This is a genomic window from Microbulbifer sp. A4B17 (assembly GCF_003076275.1).
GTDB lineage: Bacteria > Pseudomonadota > Gammaproteobacteria > Pseudomonadales > Cellvibrionaceae > Microbulbifer.
The window spans coordinates 798,021-813,689 of sequence record NZ_CP029064.1; the positions used below are offsets into that span (position 1 = coordinate 798,021).

A 15,669-nucleotide genomic window follows, 5' to 3' on the forward strand; every position below is an offset into this window, starting at 1 on the left:
AAATAGTGAAAAACGTGACAAATTTTACCCCCAGGTTCAGCTTGCAAAGTGAGGCCTTGAATGGTGAGGATGCAAATGTTTGGGCTGTGAGTGACCGGGCTCATGAGCTTGCCAATAAAGGGGAGGATGTCATCTTTCTCTGTGTAGGTGATCCCAACTTTGACACCCCCGAGCCGATCCTCGACTTTGCCCGCGCTCGCCTGGGAGTGGGGCGCACCCACTATTCCCCTGCGGCCGGGGAGCCAATGTTGCGCAGGGCTATCGCGGATATCGAGAGCAAGGTCTCTCCCCACCCCTGTAATCCGGATGATGTTGTTGTTTTCCCCGGTGGAACCAACGCTATCTACGCAGTACTTGCCTGCCTGCTAAACCCCGGTGAGGAGATTGTAATTCCCGAGCCGATGTATATCGGCTATGTCCCCATTTGTGATGCCTTGCGCCTCTCGGTAAAGCGAGTGACTTGCCCGGCGGAGACCAATTTCGCTTTTGATGTCGACGCTATCAAGGCCTCCATCAGTGAGCAGACCAAGGTCGTTATGATCAACACGCCGGTAAACCCGACTGGCGCGATGGCTACCCCTGAACAATTGCGCGAGTTGGCGGCATACTGCCGCGAGCGCAATATTTGGCTGGTGTGTGATGAAGTTTATTCAATGATCACCTTTGCCCGCCGCCACACCTCTCTGCGTACGGCAGCAGAGTCGCTGGATAATATTGTTGTGGTTGATGGCTTGTCCAAATCCCACGCCATGAGTGGCTGGCGCCTGGGGTGGGCCGTGGCTCGTGGTCCCCTGGTAGATCGTTTGATTGCTTTTGCAGGGGCGACAATTTTTGGATGCCCGCAGTTCATCCAGGAGGCTGCAGCCTTTGCCCTGGAGTTTGATAGCTACTTCGTGAAGCAGATGCGGGATGCCTATCAGCAGCGTCGAGACCTGATTGTTGAGAGGATTGGCCAGATACCAGGCTTGAGTTGCTACAGCCCTGAGGCTGGGATGTTTGTAATGGTGGATGTCTCCAAGGTATCCAGCTCCGGGCAATCCTTCGCTGAAGCCCTTTTGGATGCTGAGCGGGTCTCGGTACTACCTGGCGCGCCCTTTGGTAGTAGTTCAGTCAATCATGTTCGCCTCACCCTGGCGGCTGATGAGGCCGAGTTGTCGCGGGCCTTGGATCGTATTGAACAGTTCGTCACCAGCGGTAACCGCCAGGCCGGTTAGGCCTTTGCCGGGAGGCTGGTTGTCGCCAAATTCGCCTTTGAAGTGATGACAAGTTTCCCATGCCGGTGGCTGTAATGTTTATGCCACCGGCGAATACCGCTATCCTTGCCCCCTTTCAGATTCAAAAGAAAATAGCTCCGTGAAAATTGACCGGCATAATTTGCGTATTTTGCAGGCCCTGCAATCAAACGCACGTACAAGTAACCTGAATTTGAGTGAAAAAATTGGATTATCGGAAAGTGCCTGCCTGGCCCGGGTTAAACGCCTGACCAGTGAGCGCTATATCCGCGAGTTCTTTGCCGAGATAAACCTGGATAAAGTTCGGCATGCAGAGTTTTATGTAAACGTTGCGCTTAAGCGGCAGGATGCCCGTACCAGTGAGAACTTTCGCCGCATTATTAGTGATATTCCACAGATTGTTTCCTGTGTGAAGATGTCTGGTGAGTTCGACTATATGCTGCATTTCGTCTGCCCAGACGCAGCAGATTTTAATCGAGTCTCAGAGCAGTTGTTGGCCAATGAAGAGGCGGCGATTTCCCGTATGACTTCTCATTTGGTGATTGAGAAAACCAAGCCTTTTACCGGCTACCCACTGGAACTCTTGTTTCAGGACTGACCGTTAAATTAACCGGTGTCCGTGATTTGCAGGGCACCGGTTAATGTTCTCTGTTATGGGAAAACAATAAGCAGGCTGCGCTCAATCACCCAGTAGTAGGCAATGCCCCCCAGCGTATACGCGACCACCGTAGCGACTGGTATTCCGATACCTCCACCTTCCCCGAAAGAGTATTGTTCGCGGTTCCGAATGGCATACCCTGGCCAGTGTTTAAGGAACTTTTGATACAAGTTGATTGCTGCAAGAACAGCAGAGATAAATACTAATTGCCCCACTTCCACACCGAGATTAAAAGTCAGTAATGCCTGGGGAAGCCCAATTTCGCCCAGTACACCGGCAAAACCCAAACCGTGTAAAAGTCCAAAAGCAAAGGCAATTGCCCATGGGTAGCGACTGGTCAAACTGAAAACACCATGCCTCTGGCGTACAGACTCTCTGGCTGCCAGTAAAATACTGAGGGCGATAATCGCCTCCACTGGCGCTGATGGCAGATGGATATAGCCCAGTACGGCAGCTGCTAAGGTAATACTGTGGGCGATAGTGAAAGCAGTGATAGTGCCGATCAGCTGGCGAAGGCTTTGTTTGAGCAAGATCAGGGCCAAAACGAACAACAAGTGATCGACACCGAAAAGAATATGTTCAACGCCCAGCACAAAGTAAGTTTGAGCGACTTGGAGCTCGCTGGTGGGTTGGTCAAGGGTCCATTCTGGCTGGTCTGGTGTCAGTCGGATAACTTGCTCACGCCCATCTAACCAGGAGATCCGCACTAGCGCATCGGTCATAGTGCTCTGTAGGCCATTGATATGAATAGATAGCTGTTGTAGCTCCCTGGGGTGATGGATGGTCCAGTGCTCTGTGTAGTAGCCCTTACTTATTTGCGCTCTGGGTTGGCTTAGGGGGGGAGGCAGCTTGGTCCAAATGGGCATTCAGAGCGAGGCGAAGATCGCCTTGTGCGGGCAATCGCCAAAGTACTTTAAATAACTGTGCATCAACTTGAGTGATGCCCAGGTAAGCCGGGCGCAGTTCGTGGGCAGATAGTATTGGAGTAAAGCTGAGGAGCAGAATGAACAGGAGTGGCCGGATGTGCATCACTTGACGGCAACCTCGGCTGAGAAGTTATCCGGCTTGTGGACAGTGACCTCGTAGTTTTTACGGTACTGGAGATACTGCTCCTGCAGAATCTTCTTTTGCGCCTGGGATTGCCAATCATTTAGTACGCGGCTGCGTATTTCAGCCAATGCCGGTAGCTGGGTGGACTTGATTTCCTCAAGGAGGACCAGGTGATTGCCGAAGGTCGAGCGGACTGGACCACTCCACTTGCCAATAGGCAGCTTGGACAATTGAGCGGAAAATCCCAGCCCAAATTACCTGTCTATTCGTGGCTCTGAAGTGCCGATAAAAGCAGCTGGCAGTAGGGTTGAGTCTCCAATCATTGGTGAAGCCTGACCGCTGTTTAGCTGCATGAGTAAGTCGTTAAAATCACGTGAATCTGATGAGGCCAGATCCACTGAGAAAAATCGTTGTTGGAAAGATAGGGTGGGGGGAAGCTGGTATTTATCGGCCTGGCCTTGAAGGAATTTCTCCAATACTTGATCGCCTGGGCCTTGAGTGTCAGCGAAATTACGTGCCGTAAGTTCCATTTTCATTTGTAGGCGGCGGATTACCGTGTCGTTCTCGGCTAATCCCAGGGCAAGCGCTTCCCTGTAAAGTATTTCCTCTCTTAGGTAATTCTCAATAAGTTGCTCCAGCTCGCTATCTGAGGGGTACCTGTGCCACTTGCGCTCAAAAACCGAACGTAGATGTTCGACGCGCCCCTCGCTGATAACAATCTCTTGTGCAGGCGGTTCCAGGATTTCTCCCAATCCCAATAGGATTAGGGCGATCGCAATAAAATACAGCAGGGGCTCTTTCGCCAATGACTTGAGGAAGGTAGTGGTATTCAAAAGCGCGGCCCTTATTTTGGAGTGGGTCGGAGTTGCGCTGTGGATTCTAATTATGGAAAGACATTCTCAGTTTGCCAGCAAGAAAATATTGATAAATCCATCGCTTTGTACCAAATTGGTGAATTGTTCCGGCGTATGGCGGGGTGTGGCTCATATATACTGTGACAGTACTCCAAAGCGGTGTTCCCCTTGTATAGGGGTGAGTAACAGAAATTAGAGGGGAGAATCGATTGAAATATTTGGGAAGAGTCTACTTGACACTCAATCTATTGATTTTTGCTTCTATTGGCCTCTGGGCCCTGTTTAAACCGCAGAGCCTTGCGAATGAAGTGGATTTTTCATTTGATACCCCCGAAGCCATGCCCGAGTTTATGGCCACTTATGGCGGGTTTATGTTGGCCATCGCGGTGATTCTACTGGTGGCTTTGGCTATGCGCCCGCACCGCAGGGTTGCTTACGCTGCGATGTCTATTGCCTATATCGGCTTCGCTCTTGGGCGCCTCTACGGAATGTTATTTATCAGTGGTTTTGACCAGCGCAATTTAGTGCTTTTTGCTATCGAAGTCGTCTTTGTGATCTGGGGACTTTACTGTTACCGAGAATCCCGCTGGTTGCCTTTGCAACATGGCCATTAACACGGTTGTTACAGCTAGCGGAAAGGAGCCGGGGGAACCCCGGCACCCATTTAAGTAATTTGAGTGGGTTAAGCGTGAGCTTTTACGCCTTCTGCTGCGCTGTTGTCTATTTCCACCTCTTTTTCTCCCCCGTGTAATTGCCCATCCACTGCTTGCCGGAAGACTTGCTTGTAGTCCTTAAATTCTGTGCCCATCCAGCGATCCCACCAAGTGAAGTAAAAGCCGTAGTTGCCCTGGAAGCGCTGGTGGTGCAAGTCGTGGTGAGTCGTGGTGGTGAGCCTGTCCATAGGGCCGTCGACCCAGCTGCGGGGATGGAACTCGCGGCCAGTGTGCAGCATGGCGTTGCGGAAGATGCTGATAAATAAAAAGGTGAACCAAATAGTTGGATTAAGCGGCAGTATCAGGGCAATCAGGGGAGAGAAAGCGCCCATCAGGACCGCTTCACCTACAGAGAAACTGTATGCCGTCCAGGGGGTGGGTGTTCTGGACTGATGGTGCAGGCGGTGGAAGTGTTTAAACACCTTGGGGTGGTGCATACCTCGGTGGGTCCAGTAAAAATAAGCGTCGTGGATCAAAATCACTACTGGCAGGCTGGCAATACTCCACCAGAGTGGATAATCGCTCCACTGCCAGTAAAATTTGGTCATTCCCAGATCGTGCATCATGGTAGTAATAACCCCTACCAGGGTAAAGATACACACCGTTAATAGTGAATAACTCACCTCCCGCCGAATATCTTTCCACTCGGCACGACGCTTTTGGATACGGCGCCGGTTCATCCAGGTGCGAAATAGCCAGCCGGCCAAAATACTCATTACTGAAGCGGCCAGCACATAGCGAAATAAACTCAACTGGAAATGTTTGGCTCCGTCCTGGGATATGTCGACTAAAAAATCCATATTCTCACCATCATTATTCTTCTATTGAAGGGAGACTCACCGGTGTTAAAACGGGTCTCGGTGAGCCGGGCACGCAGCGGGAAAATCACTTTCACCGCGCTCCCAGTCTGGGAGCCTTTTACTTTGCGGGCTTACGGAATATGAAAAAATGCTGACGGATTCTTTCAGGAGAGGAGATTCAGGCGGGCAGCTTTTCCCGGCGGTACTCAGTGGGAGTTTGGCTGTGACGGCGCTTGAAAGCAGCGTTAAACGGGCTCAAGGAGCGATAGCCGATGTCCAGAGCAATGGTGAGTACTGGCAAATGGGCCTGCTCCGGATCTGCCAACCGGTTGCTGGCCTCATCGATACGAAACTGATTTAGGTATTCGTTAAAATTGCGATAACCCAGGTGGCGATTAATCAACACACGCAGCACATGTTCGCGAATATCCAACTGCTCCGCAAGCTCTCTGATGGTGAGTCCGGTATGGCGATAACCACCGTTGTGCATATGTTCCTGTAATTTTTGCAGCTGGGTTTGCTGTTGTTCATCCAGTTCAGGTGGCGGAGCTAAAGGCTGTTCTTCCTCCTCTGGCTCGCTGCTCTTCGGGCGCGGCAGGGATTCTCCCAGAGCGCTGGGGGATAGGGCCAGCAACCATAGGCAGGCCACCAGTGACAACAGGCTGGCAAATAGCGCGTGCAGTGTCGGTACACCGTTGGGAAGCGGGCGGTAGGCAAAGATAGATTCTGCGCCAATTACCACCAGCATATAGGCGCCGACGGCGATAAGCAGGGTTGTGCGCAGGCGTCGGCGCTCTGCGACCAAGTCCAGGTGAAACTGCCGTTGTAGTGTCAGTAGGCCGAGGCTGATTAAACCGAGTTTGAGTAGCTGCGAAAGGGTAAATAGTGGGGATTGCTGATCTGACGTTAATGGCAATGGTGCGTGGTAGGCCACTATGCCGATGACCAGGGTAATACCAATCGGGATCCAGCCCCACAGGGGAAAAGGCTCTTCCTCGCGGCATAACAGGTGAGTAAACAGCCAAAAAATTGCGGGAATCAGAGTAATTGGCAAGTTAAGCAAGAGCGCAGTAGGTCCACTCAATTGTGGCAGGATGGGCCAGAGTAAATAGCAGATCACGGCTATCAGCAGGGCCAATAAGCAGCGCCCGGCAACAAGCCGGTAATGATGTATAGCAACCTTGGTTGCTGCCAATAAAAGAAGAGCGCATGCACCGCCGGAGAAAAATAAGTAGCCGGCGGTCATCGTTTATCTCCAGCGCTCGGCCCAGGCATCCAGGACCTTGCTGCTATAAGTATGGCGGCCGTAGCTACCATTGTAATAGGCGAGGGCGTTGGCCAGGTTGCCTTTGGCTTTTTTGATGTAGTGTTTAAGAATGGTACATCCGTACCTTAGGTTGGTGTCCATATCGATCAGGTTATCGTCGGGTCGACCGATTTCATTTTTCCAGAATGGCATTACCTGCATCATACCCAGAGCGCCAACGCGGGATATCGCATAGGGGTCAAAAGCACTCTCAATCTGGATAACCGCCAATACAATTTCCGGGCGCAGCCCGGCCCGAGTTGCCTCCCGGTGGACGGCTTTCAGTACGTGCATCCGCCGCTTGGGATCTTTGATATAGCGGGACAGAGGCTGGGATTTAGACATTAGCCACACTTCCGCATCGAAGCGGTCCACAAAGCTGTCGGCCTGGGTAACTGCGTCCTGCAGGGCGAGGCGCAACTCCGGGTCGATCTCGGCTCTACTGCTTTGAGCCTGGGCGGCACAGCAGGTAAGGCAGAGCAACAAGAGGGCGGTGGCTTTTTTTATCATGGGGTGATTCTACGAAAAGCCCGGCAAAATGGGCAGCGTGATTTTGTGACGCCGCCGATAAAAAGCACTTTTGCCGTGAGAGGTCCCGGCCCGCTTGGGGGCAGACCGGGCGGCTCGACAATTATTGATTAAATTTTTCCAATAACACTTCTTCGAGCTGGGATACGGCAAACTCCTGGCTTTCCGCGTCGCCGCGACCTTTATATTCCACGACACCTTTTTCCAGGCCTCGATCGCCGATAACAATACGATGGGGAATGCCGATCAGCTCCACATCGGCGAGCATAGCGCCCAGTCGTGCTTTGGCTTCGTCCATCAGCAGTACATCAATGCCTTTGCTACACAAGGACTCATACAGGTGCTCGCACTTCTCCCTTACCACATCGCTTTTGTGCATATTGATCGGCACAATGGCGAGCTGGAAAGGTGCGATAGCAGTTGGCCAGATAATGCCGGAGTCATCGTGGTTTTGTTCGATCGCTGCAGCAACGATGCGGGAAACGCCGATGCCATAGCAGCCCATGGACATAACCTGCTCTTTTCCGTTTTCATCCAGTACTGTGGCATTCATAGCGCGGCTGTACTTATCGCCCAACTGGAAAATGTGGCCGACCTCGATACCCCGTTTGATTTCCAGGGTGCCCTGGCCATCGGGGCTGGCGTCGCCTGCCACTACATTACGCAGGTCTTCGACGCGGCCCAATTCCACATCGCGACCCCAGTTCACACCGGTTAAGTGGTAGTCATCGCGATTGGCGCCGCAGATAAAGTCTGCCAGGTGCGCCGCAGAGCGATCCACAACAGTCTCGATCTTCATGCCCACCGGGCCCAGGGAGCCAATGTTGCAGCTGAGTTCTTCGGCAATGCGCTCTTCTGGGGCGAACTGAATGGGGCTGGCGATTCCAGCCAGTTTCTCTGCCTTTAATTCGTTCAGCTCGTGATCGCCGCGCAGTATCAGGGCAATTAATGGAGCGGTTTCACCCTCTTCACACTCGCCCAGAACAATCAGGGTTTTTACTGAGTGGGCGGGATCACTTTTCAAAAACTCGCTGACATCGGCGATGGTTTTTTGGTTCGGCGTATGAACTTCCTGCATCTCCTGCGACGGAGCAGGGCGCCCGCCAGCTGGGGCAACCGCTTCAGCCAATTCGATATTGGCGGCGTAGCGGGATTCTGTGGAAAAGGCGATATCGTCTTCGCCGCTCTGCGCCAGCACGTGGAATTCGTGGGAGCTGGAACCACCGATTGAACCGGTGTCTGCCAGTACCGGACGGTAGTCCAGGCCGATGCGCTCAAAAATTCGGCAGTAGGCACCGTGCATAATATCGTAGGTTTCCTGCAGGGAATCCTCGTTCACGTGGAAGGAGTAGGCATCCTTCATGGTGAATTCGCGAGCGCGCATTACGCCAAAGCGCGGACGGATTTCATCGCGGAATTTAGTCTGCACCTGGTAGAAGTTGGCGGGCAACTGCTTATAGCTATTGATTTCACCGCGGATCAGGTCGGTGATGACTTCCTCGTGGGTCGGGCCCAGACAGAAGTCATTGTTGTGGCGATCCTTGATGCGCAGGAGTTCGGGGCCGTACTGCTGCCAGCGGCCGGACTCTTCCCAAAGCTCTGCCGGCTGCACGACCGGCATCAATACTTCCAGGGAGCCAGCACGGTCCATCTCTTCACGAACAATGCGCTCGACCTTGCGCAAAACCCGCAACCCGGTGGGCAGCCAGGTGTAGAGACCTGAAGACAGGCGACGGATCATACCGGCACGCAGCATCAGCTGATGGCTGATTACCACTGCGTCGTTGGGAGTTTCTTTTTGGGTTGCAATGAGATAACGAGATGCGCGCATAGGACTTATATGGATTCTATTACGGGTAAGCAGGCTATTTTACGCTATTCGCCGGGCAATAAATATTGCCTGGGGGCGGTATTGCCCCGAAGCGGATTGCCTTTAGCTATACCGGGGTATCTGTTTAATGGGTGCCTGGGTACCGCTCTGGGATCTATTCACAGAGGGTGAATAAAAAACCCCGCATAAGCGGGGTTTTTAAGCTGAGGTTTTACAGAGTGTATTAGTTCTCTGCCATTTCCTTCAGCTTCTTCAGTGGGCGGACTTTAACCTGGATGCTGGCAGGCTTCGCCTTGAAGGTAGTCTCTTCACCGGTGAAGGGGTTGATACCTTTACGAGCTTTCTTAGCTGGCTTTTTCACGGTGGTGATTTTCATCAGGCCCGGCAGGGTGAATTCGCCAATTGCGCGCTTCTTGATGTGGCCTTCGATGATATCGTTCAGCTCGTCCAGTACAGATTGAACCTGCTTGCGGGACAGCTCGGTGTTCTCAGCAATCTGATTCAGTACTTGAGTCTTGGTGTACTTTTCCTTGATTGCTTTTACTTTCTTGGCCGGTGCAGCTTTGGCCGCAGCTTTCTTTGCCGGGGCCTTTTTGGTAGCAGCTTTCTTGGAGACAGCCATGGCTTACTTCCTTCTTTGTTGTTCGGTATATATCCGGTAAAAGTGTGTTTTTTCTCCCGCTGCGCTGCATCCGTAGCGGGTGTCTCAGCGGGTGATGGGGGAAGTATATATAGTTTTTGTTCGGCCGCACGGAGAAATACTAGAAAAATAGTGCTTTTTTTACATTTTTTAGCCTTTAGTCGCCTTTATGGGACGCTTTACCCAGTGAAAAGACCCGTGCAGCTTCTTACCTCTGTAGGCCTCATGTATACTCTCTCCCCCTTTTTTTAAGCACCAGGTACTGTGTAATGCCGATCTATGAATACCAGTGCAATGCCTGCGGCCATGAAATGGAAGTTTTGCAGCGGATGAGTGATGACCCGCTCAAAGACTGTCCAGCTTGCGAGAAGGCCGAGCTGCGCAAGAAAATCTCAGCGGCTGGGTTTCGCCTGAAGGGCGCCGGCTGGTATGAGACCGACTTTAAAACTGGTAGCAAGAAAAACCTCGCTGGCGGTGACTCAGCCAATAGCGGCAAGGCCAAAAGCGACAAGTCTGGCACAGCGGCGGCAAAGACGGCCTAGGCGAGCTGTGCGGAGCTGTCCGCGCGGTGTACCCTCTAACTAATCTTTTACCTATCGATAACGGGAATTTTCATCCATGCGCAGCGATTACTGTGGCGTCCTTCGTTCCGCGGACATTGACCGCGTAGTAACCCTCTGTGGCTGGGTCGACCGCCGCCGCGATCACGGCGGAGTGATTTTTATCGACCTGCGCGACCGAGAGGGCATTGTTCAGGTGGTATTCGACCCGGATGCGGCCGAGCACTTCGAAATGGCCGATCGCGTGCGCAGCGAATATGTGCTTAAAGTGACAGGTCGTGTGCGCGCCCGCGCCCCAGAGGCCGTGAATCCCAATATGGTGACCGGTGAAGTAGAGGTTTACGGCACCGAACTGGAAATTCTGAATACCGCTGAGACAGTGCCTTTCCAGCTGGATGAGCACACCGATGTGGGTGAAGATATCCGCTTGAAATACCGCTACCTGGACCTGCGTCGCAACGAAATGCAGAACAACCTGTATTTCCGTTCCAAGCTGACTACCGCGATCCGCAATTACCTGGATGAGCACGGTTTTCTCGATATCGAGACTCCAATCCTGACTCGCGCCACTCCAGAGGGTGCCCGGGATTACCTGGTGCCGAGCCGCACCCACGAGGGCAAATTCTTCGCCCTGCCGCAGTCTCCGCAATTATTTAAGCAGTTGCTGATGGTTTCTGGTTTCGATCGCTATTACCAGATCGCCAAGTGTTTCCGCGATGAGGATTTACGCGCTGATCGCCAGCCCGAATTTACTCAGATCGATATTGAGACCTCCTTCCTCAATGAAGAGGAAATCATGTCGATCACCGAGAATATGGTTCGTAAACTGTTTAAAGAGTTGAAGGGTGTTGATCTGGGTGAATTCCCGCGCATGACCCACTACCAGGCAATGCTGCGCTACGGCTCCGATAAGCCGGACCTGCGTATTCCGCTGGAGATGGTAGAGATCAAGGACCTGATGACCGAGGTGGACTTCAAGGTATTCTCCGGACCTGCCAACGATCCAAAAGGCCGTGTTGCCGCGATCAAGGTACCCGGCGGTTGTAAGAAACTGACCCGCAAGCAGCTGGACGATTACGGCAAGTTTGTCGGTATTTATGGTGCCAAGGGCCTGGCGTATATCAAGGTTAACGACCGCTCTGACCTGGAAAATGGTCTGCAGTCGCCAATCGTTAAATTCCTGCCGATTGAAACCCGCGCAGCCATTCTCGATCGCCTGCAAGCGGAAGACGGTGATGTTCTTTTCTTCGGTTCGGACAAGGCCAAGATTGTCTCCGAAGCCCTGGGTGCATTGCGTTGCAAGCTGGGTGAAGATTTGGATCTGTACACCAGCGAGTGGGCGCCTTTGTGGGTTGTCGCCTTCCCGATGTTTGAAGAAAATGACGATGGCAGCCTGACTGCGTTGCACCACCCGTTCACTGCACCTTCCTGTACTCCGGAAGAACTGGAGAAGAATCCGCTCGAAGCTCTGTCCCGTGCTTACGATATGGTACTTAACGGCACTGAGTTGGGTGGTGGTTCTGTTCGTATCCACGACCAGTTGATGCAGGAAGCGGTATTCCGCATCCTGGGTATCGATGCACAAGAGCAGCGCGAGAAGTTCGGCTTCCTGCTGGATGCACTCAAATACGGTGCTCCGCCCCATGGTGGCCTGGCCTTTGGTCTGGATCGCCTGGTGATGCTGATGACCGGTAGCGATTCTATTCGCGATGTGATCGCTTTCCCGAAAACCCAGAGCGCTGCCTGTGTGATGACAGATGCCCCGGGTGCTGTGGATGCGAAACAGCTGCGTGAGCTGAGCATTCGCCTGCGACAAAAAGAAGAAAAAATCAGCTGATTTTTCCCCGATGGGCCGAGCGAAGCGGGCCCATCCAATCGTGGTGATGGGCGATTCGCTTCGCTCTTTGGCCCATCCTACGCACTGACTGAAGAGAGACGGAAAATGGCCGGACATAGTAAATGGGCCAATATTAAGCACCGCAAAGCAGCTCAGGATGCCAAGCGGGGCAAGGTCTTTACCAAGATCATTCGCGAGCTGACGGTAGCCGCCAAATCGGGTCCAAACCCGGACGATAACCCAGCGCTGCGCGCCACTATCGATAAGGCGCTGGGTGCCAATATGAAGCGCGACACCATCGACAAGGCCATCGCCCGTGGCGCCGGCAATGCTGAGGGTGAAAACTATGAAGCCGTAGTTTACGAAGGCTACGGCGTTGGCGGTGTAGCGGTTTTAGTGGAGTGCCTCACAGACAACCGCAACCGCACCGTTGCTGAAGTGCGCCACGCTTTTACCAAGCGCGGTGGCAACCTGGGTACCGACGGCTCGGTGAGCTACCTGTTCACCCGCAAAGGTCAGATGTATTACGAGACCGGTGTGGATGAAGATACTTTGATGGAAGCGGCCCTCGAAGCCGGAGCTGAGGATATCGAATCCAACGATGACGGCAGCGTTGAAGTTACCACTGAATTCCAGGACTACCTGACGGTCAAGGACGCCTTGGTTGCAGCCGGTTTTAAGCCGGACAATGCTGAAATTGCCATGATTCCGTCCACTACCATTCCGCTCGATAAAGACGGTGCTGAAAAAGTGCTCGCTCTGATCGAGATGCTGGAAGACCTGGACGATGTGCAAAATGTTTACACCAATGCGGATATCCCGGCAGAGGTGATGGAGGAGTTGGGCTAAGGTCCGCTCCTCAACTGGAGGTGGGCTCAGTCCCGCCTCTGGTTTTTATCTTTTCAGACCCTTCTTACACTCCTTCCCTTGACGCTACCTGCCCGCCTTGGGACACTCCCACCACTATATAAACATACAGATATTTGGAGAGCTGCCTTTTGACCCGAATCCTGGGTATTGACCCCGGCTCGCGAAAAACGGGCTATGGAATTATCGATGTGGAGCGGGGCAAGGCCCGCTATGTGGCCAGTGGAGTGATTCGCATTCCAGAGGGACCCCTGCCAGAGCGCCTCAAACTGATTTTTGATGCTGTGAGCCAAATCGCTCAACAATACCGTCCAGCCCAGATGGCGATTGAAAATGTCTTTATGTCCAAGAGCGCCGGCTCCGCCCTGAAACTGGGCCAGGCCCGGGGGGCAGCTATTGTGGCTGGGGCAAACATTGGTCTGGAAGTAGCTGAGTATGAAGCCCGCAAAGTGAAGCAGGCGGTGGTCGGTAACGGTGCTGCGGATAAATTGCAGGTACAGCATATGGTTAAAACACTGCTGTCCCTGCCGGCATCGCCACAAGAGGATGCCGCCGATGCACTCGCCGTGGCACTGTGCCATATGCATACCGAGCAGACTCTGGTAGTTACCGCTGGCGGAGCGCGCAGTCGTTTTCGTCGTGGCCGTCTCAGTGTGTGATCGGCTGATAGAATTGGCTCCTATGTAGGGCGCAGACAAAATAAACCTGGAATAACACATGATTGGAAGATTGACTGGTACTCTGGCCGCTGTGCAGCCCCCCCTGTTACTGGTGGATGTACAGGGAGTAGGTTATGAAGTACTCGCACCCATGACCACGATTTTCGAACTGCCAGCCCTGGGCCAGTCGGTGCAGCTGCACACCCATTTGGCGGTATCCGAAACCGCCCAGCAGCTGTATGGCTTTATCCGCGATGGGGATCGCAAACTGTTTCGGACCTTGATCAAGGTAAGTGGAGTAGGCCCCAAGATGGCCCTGGCTATTTTATCCGGGCTGGACGGTACGGCCCTGGCCCGTTGTGTGTCGGAGGATAATGTAGCGGCGCTGGTTAAGGTTCCCGGTGTGGGTAAAAAGACCGCTGAGCGCCTGATCGTAGAGTTGCGGGATAAATTGACCCCGGACTTTGGCGACGCCAATGATATCCCTCTGATGGCCGCAGCTGCCGAACCCAAGGTGGATCACACCGGCGAGGCGGAGAGCGCTTTGGCTGCTCTGGGCTACAAGCCCTCTGAAGCCAGTAAAATGGTGGCCCGGGCCAGCAAGGAGCAGCCGGGTGCCGATAGTGCGGCCTTGATTCGCCTGGCCCTTAAGGGAATGGCCCCCGCTTAATCTGAGTGCCCTGGAGTTGTTGCAATGATTGAAGCCGACCGTTTGGTGGCACCGGGACCTGCGGGCCCCTCGGGCCAGGAAGAGCAGTACGACCGCGCTGTGCGCCCCAAAACCCTGGACGATTATGTGGGTCAGCCGGTGGTGCGGGAACAGATGGAGATTTTTATTCAGGCCGCCAAGTTGCGCAAAGAGGCCCTGGATCACACCCTGGTATTCGGCCCGCCGGGACTGGGGAAAACCACCCTGGCAAATATTATCGCCGCCGAAATGGGGGTGGCCATTAAGACCACCTCAGGCCCGGTACTGGAAAAAGCTGGCGACCTGGCGGCATTAATGACCAATCTGGAACCGGGGGATGTGCTGTTTATCGATGAGATCCACCGCCTCAGCCCCCATGTGGAAGAGGTCCTGTATCCAGCGATGGAAGACTACCAGCTGGATATTATGATCGGCGAAGGGCCAGCGGCGCGCTCTATCAAGCTCGACCTGCCACCCTTTACCCTGGTGGGGGCTACCACAAGGGCGGGTCTGCTCACCTCGCCACTGAGGGATCGCTTCGGCATTGTCCAGCGCCTTGAGTTCTATAACGTCGAGGATCTCACCAGTATCGTGCGCCGCTCAGCCGGTTTGATGGGGGTGGATATGGATGAGGGCGGTGCCTTGGAAGTTGCCCGTCGAGCCCGCGGTACTCCCCGAATTGCCAACCGCTTATTGCGCCGTGTGCGTGACTACGCGGAAGTTAAAGGTGATGGTGCCGTAGATTCCGCCATTGCCGATGCAGCCCTCAATATGCTCAATGTGGATTCCCGTGGCTTCGACCAGTTGGATCGCCGTATGCTATTGGCCATGATCGAGAAGTTCGATGGTGGACCGGTGGGAGTGGACAGTCTCGCTGCAGCGGTCAGTGAGGAGCGGGATACCCTGGAAGATGTGTTGGAGCCCTACCTGATTCAGCAGGGTTATATCGCCCGCACACCGCGGGGGCGAGTGGCAACTGGCCTGGCTTATGAACACTTCGGCCTGCCGAAGCCCGATAATAAGTAGTGAGAGAGGATGGAGTGAAGGAAGTTTTCAGTATTCCGCTGCGAGTTTATATAGAAGATACCGACGCGGGCGGTATCGTCTATTACGTGAATTATTTGAAGTATATGGAGCGCGCGCGCACAGAACTGCTGCGCTCCCTCGGGTATGATAAGCCGGCGATGCCGGAACAGGGGCTGTTGCTGGTGGTGCACTCCGCTGAGATCCAGTATCGAAGGTCAGCTCTCCTCGATGATGCATTGCGCGCTACGGCCTCGATTGGCAAACTGGGGCGGGCCGCAGTGACTTTTGAACAAAAAATCTGGCGCGGCGATGAGCTAATTTGCGAAGGCGTGGTCAAAGTTGCTTGTGTCGCTGACGACAGCCGCAGGCCCTGTGCCCTGCCGGAACCTATTTATTCAGCATTAAAGGCAGTTATTTAAG

Annotated in this window: 18 protein-coding genes; 10 read left to right on the forward strand and 8 right to left on the reverse strand. The window is 53.6% G+C overall.

Features of this window, described 5'->3' with window-relative positions; all coding sequences use genetic code 11:
* Window positions 1–14: 14 nt before the first annotated feature.
* Both BTJ40_RS03595 and BTJ40_RS03600 read left to right on the forward strand, forming a co-directional pair.
* Window positions 15–1,214, forward strand: a complete 1,200-nt coding sequence (locus tag BTJ40_RS03595) for a pyridoxal phosphate-dependent aminotransferase (protein WP_108731810.1) — start codon at window positions 15–17, stop codon at window positions 1,212–1,214.
* A gap of 139 nt (window positions 1,215–1,353) precedes the next feature.
* Window positions 1,354–1,830 (forward strand): Lrp/AsnC family transcriptional regulator, encoded by a 477-nt coding sequence (locus tag BTJ40_RS03600; protein WP_108731811.1) that lies wholly within the window; start codon window positions 1,354–1,356, stop codon window positions 1,828–1,830.
* 53 nt (window positions 1,831–1,883) lie between these two features.
* On the opposite strand, the gene BTJ40_RS03605 is transcribed toward BTJ40_RS03600, so the two are convergent.
* From BTJ40_RS03605 to BTJ40_RS03615, 3 genes are all read right to left on the reverse strand, one after another.
* A complete protein-coding gene (locus BTJ40_RS03605) occupies window positions 1,884–2,756 on the reverse strand; it encodes a HupE/UreJ family protein (protein ID WP_238152123.1) in 873 nt (290 codons plus the stop codon).
* Between the two features lie 162 nt (window positions 2,757–2,918).
* The gene (locus BTJ40_RS03610; protein WP_108731812.1) at window positions 2,919–3,170 is read right to left on the reverse strand and encodes a peptidylprolyl isomerase; all 252 of its coding nucleotides are present in this window, start codon (window positions 3,168–3,170) and stop codon (window positions 2,919–2,921) included.
* 24 nt (window positions 3,171–3,194) lie between these two features.
* The gene (locus tag BTJ40_RS03615; protein ID WP_108731813.1) at window positions 3,195–3,773 is read right to left on the reverse strand and encodes a hypothetical protein; all 579 of its coding nucleotides are present in this window, start codon (window positions 3,771–3,773) and stop codon (window positions 3,195–3,197) included.
* A 230-nt stretch (window positions 3,774–4,003) separates the two neighbouring features.
* Between BTJ40_RS03615 and BTJ40_RS03620 the strand changes: the two genes are divergently transcribed.
* Complete coding sequence (locus BTJ40_RS03620) at window positions 4,004–4,408, forward strand: DUF4345 family protein (RefSeq protein ID WP_157953870.1); 405 nt, start codon at window positions 4,004–4,006, stop codon at window positions 4,406–4,408.
* Window positions 4,409–4,476: 68 nt separating this feature from the next.
* Here the strand turns inward: BTJ40_RS03620 and BTJ40_RS03625 are convergent, their stop codons facing one another.
* The 5 genes from BTJ40_RS03625 to BTJ40_RS03645 all read right to left on the reverse strand — a co-directional run bounded on the left by BTJ40_RS03625 (window position 4,477) and on the right by BTJ40_RS03645 (window position 9,594).
* Complete coding sequence (locus BTJ40_RS03625; RefSeq protein WP_108731815.1) at window positions 4,477–5,307, reverse strand: sterol desaturase family protein; 831 nt, start codon at window positions 5,305–5,307, stop codon at window positions 4,477–4,479.
* Window positions 5,308–5,485: 178 nt separating this feature from the next.
* Window positions 5,486–6,553 (reverse strand): helix-turn-helix transcriptional regulator, encoded by a 1,068-nt coding sequence (locus BTJ40_RS03630; RefSeq protein ID WP_108731816.1) that lies wholly within the window; start codon window positions 6,551–6,553, stop codon window positions 5,486–5,488.
* 3 nt (window positions 6,554–6,556) lie between these two features.
* Window positions 6,557–7,123, reverse strand: a complete 567-nt coding sequence (locus tag BTJ40_RS03635) for a lytic transglycosylase domain-containing protein (RefSeq protein WP_108731817.1) — start codon at window positions 7,121–7,123, stop codon at window positions 6,557–6,559.
* A gap of 121 nt (window positions 7,124–7,244) precedes the next feature.
* Window positions 7,245–8,972, reverse strand: a complete 1,728-nt coding sequence (locus BTJ40_RS03640) for a proline--tRNA ligase (protein WP_108731818.1) — start codon at window positions 8,970–8,972, stop codon at window positions 7,245–7,247.
* Window positions 8,973–9,195: 223 nt separating this feature from the next.
* A complete protein-coding gene (locus tag BTJ40_RS03645; RefSeq protein ID WP_108731819.1) occupies window positions 9,196–9,594 on the reverse strand; it encodes an HU family DNA-binding protein in 399 nt (132 codons plus the stop codon).
* Between the two features lie 287 nt (window positions 9,595–9,881).
* On the opposite strand from BTJ40_RS03645, the gene BTJ40_RS03650 reads away from it, so the two are divergent.
* The 7 genes from BTJ40_RS03650 (at window position 9,882) to ybgC (ending at window position 15,668) form a co-directional block, all read left to right on the forward strand.
* Window positions 9,882–10,154: an FmdB family zinc ribbon protein gene (locus BTJ40_RS03650; protein WP_108731820.1), complete on the forward strand. Its 273-nt coding sequence runs from the start codon at window positions 9,882–9,884 to the stop codon at window positions 10,152–10,154.
* A 76-nt stretch (window positions 10,155–10,230) separates the two neighbouring features.
* Window positions 10,231–12,009: an aspartate--tRNA ligase gene (gene aspS, locus BTJ40_RS03655; RefSeq protein ID WP_108731821.1), complete on the forward strand. Its 1,779-nt coding sequence runs from the start codon at window positions 10,231–10,233 to the stop codon at window positions 12,007–12,009.
* A 105-nt stretch (window positions 12,010–12,114) separates the two neighbouring features.
* Entirely contained in the window at window positions 12,115–12,858 is a 744-nt protein-coding gene (locus BTJ40_RS03660; RefSeq protein ID WP_108731822.1) for a YebC/PmpR family DNA-binding transcriptional regulator, read from the forward strand.
* Between the two features lie 149 nt (window positions 12,859–13,007).
* A complete protein-coding gene (gene ruvC / locus BTJ40_RS03665) occupies window positions 13,008–13,535 on the forward strand; it encodes a crossover junction endodeoxyribonuclease RuvC (protein ID WP_108731823.1) in 528 nt (175 codons plus the stop codon).
* A 58-nt stretch (window positions 13,536–13,593) separates the two neighbouring features.
* Entirely contained in the window at window positions 13,594–14,205 is a 612-nt protein-coding gene (gene ruvA / locus BTJ40_RS03670) for a Holliday junction branch migration protein RuvA (protein ID WP_108731824.1), read from the forward strand.
* 24 nt (window positions 14,206–14,229) lie between these two features.
* Window positions 14,230–15,249 carry a Holliday junction branch migration DNA helicase RuvB gene (gene ruvB / locus BTJ40_RS03675; protein ID WP_108731825.1) on the forward strand — a complete coding sequence of 340 codons (1,020 nt, stop codon included), beginning with the start codon at window positions 14,230–14,232 and terminating at the stop codon, window positions 15,247–15,249.
* 14 nt (window positions 15,250–15,263) lie between these two features.
* On the forward strand, window positions 15,264–15,668 hold the full coding sequence (gene ybgC / locus BTJ40_RS03680; RefSeq protein WP_108731826.1) for a tol-pal system-associated acyl-CoA thioesterase: 405 nt from the start codon (window positions 15,264–15,266) through the stop codon (window positions 15,666–15,668).
* Window position 15,669: the final 1 nt, after the last annotated feature.

Coding starts and splice junctions, on each gene's coding strand:
- BTJ40_RS03640 (WP_108731818.1), bottom strand. CDS start 8,972: ATGCGCGCATCTCGTTATCTCATTGCAACCCAAAAAGAAACTCCCAAC.
- ruvA (WP_108731824.1), top strand. CDS start 13,594: ATGATTGGAAGATTGACTGGTACTCTGGCCGCTGTGCAGCCCCCCCTG.
- aspS (WP_108731821.1), top strand. CDS start 10,231: ATGCGCAGCGATTACTGTGGCGTCCTTCGTTCCGCGGACATTGACCGC.
- BTJ40_RS03630 (WP_108731816.1), bottom strand. CDS start 6,553: ATGACCGCCGGCTACTTATTTTTCTCCGGCGGTGCATGCGCTCTTCTT.
- BTJ40_RS03605 (WP_238152123.1), bottom strand. CDS start 2,756: ATGCCCATTTGGACCAAGCTGCCTCCCCCCCTAAGCCAACCCAGAGCG.
- BTJ40_RS03645 (WP_108731819.1), bottom strand. CDS start 9,594: ATGGCTGTCTCCAAGAAAGCTGCTACCAAAAAGGCCCCGGCAAAGAAA.
- BTJ40_RS03625 (WP_108731815.1), bottom strand. CDS start 5,307: ATGGATTTTTTAGTCGACATATCCCAGGACGGAGCCAAACATTTCCAG.
- BTJ40_RS03660 (WP_108731822.1), top strand. CDS start 12,115: ATGGCCGGACATAGTAAATGGGCCAATATTAAGCACCGCAAAGCAGCT.
- ruvB (WP_108731825.1), top strand. CDS start 14,230: ATGATTGAAGCCGACCGTTTGGTGGCACCGGGACCTGCGGGCCCCTCG.
- BTJ40_RS03650 (WP_108731820.1), top strand. CDS start 9,882: ATGCCGATCTATGAATACCAGTGCAATGCCTGCGGCCATGAAATGGAA.
- BTJ40_RS03635 (WP_108731817.1), bottom strand. CDS start 7,123: ATGATAAAAAAAGCCACCGCCCTCTTGTTGCTCTGCCTTACCTGCTGT.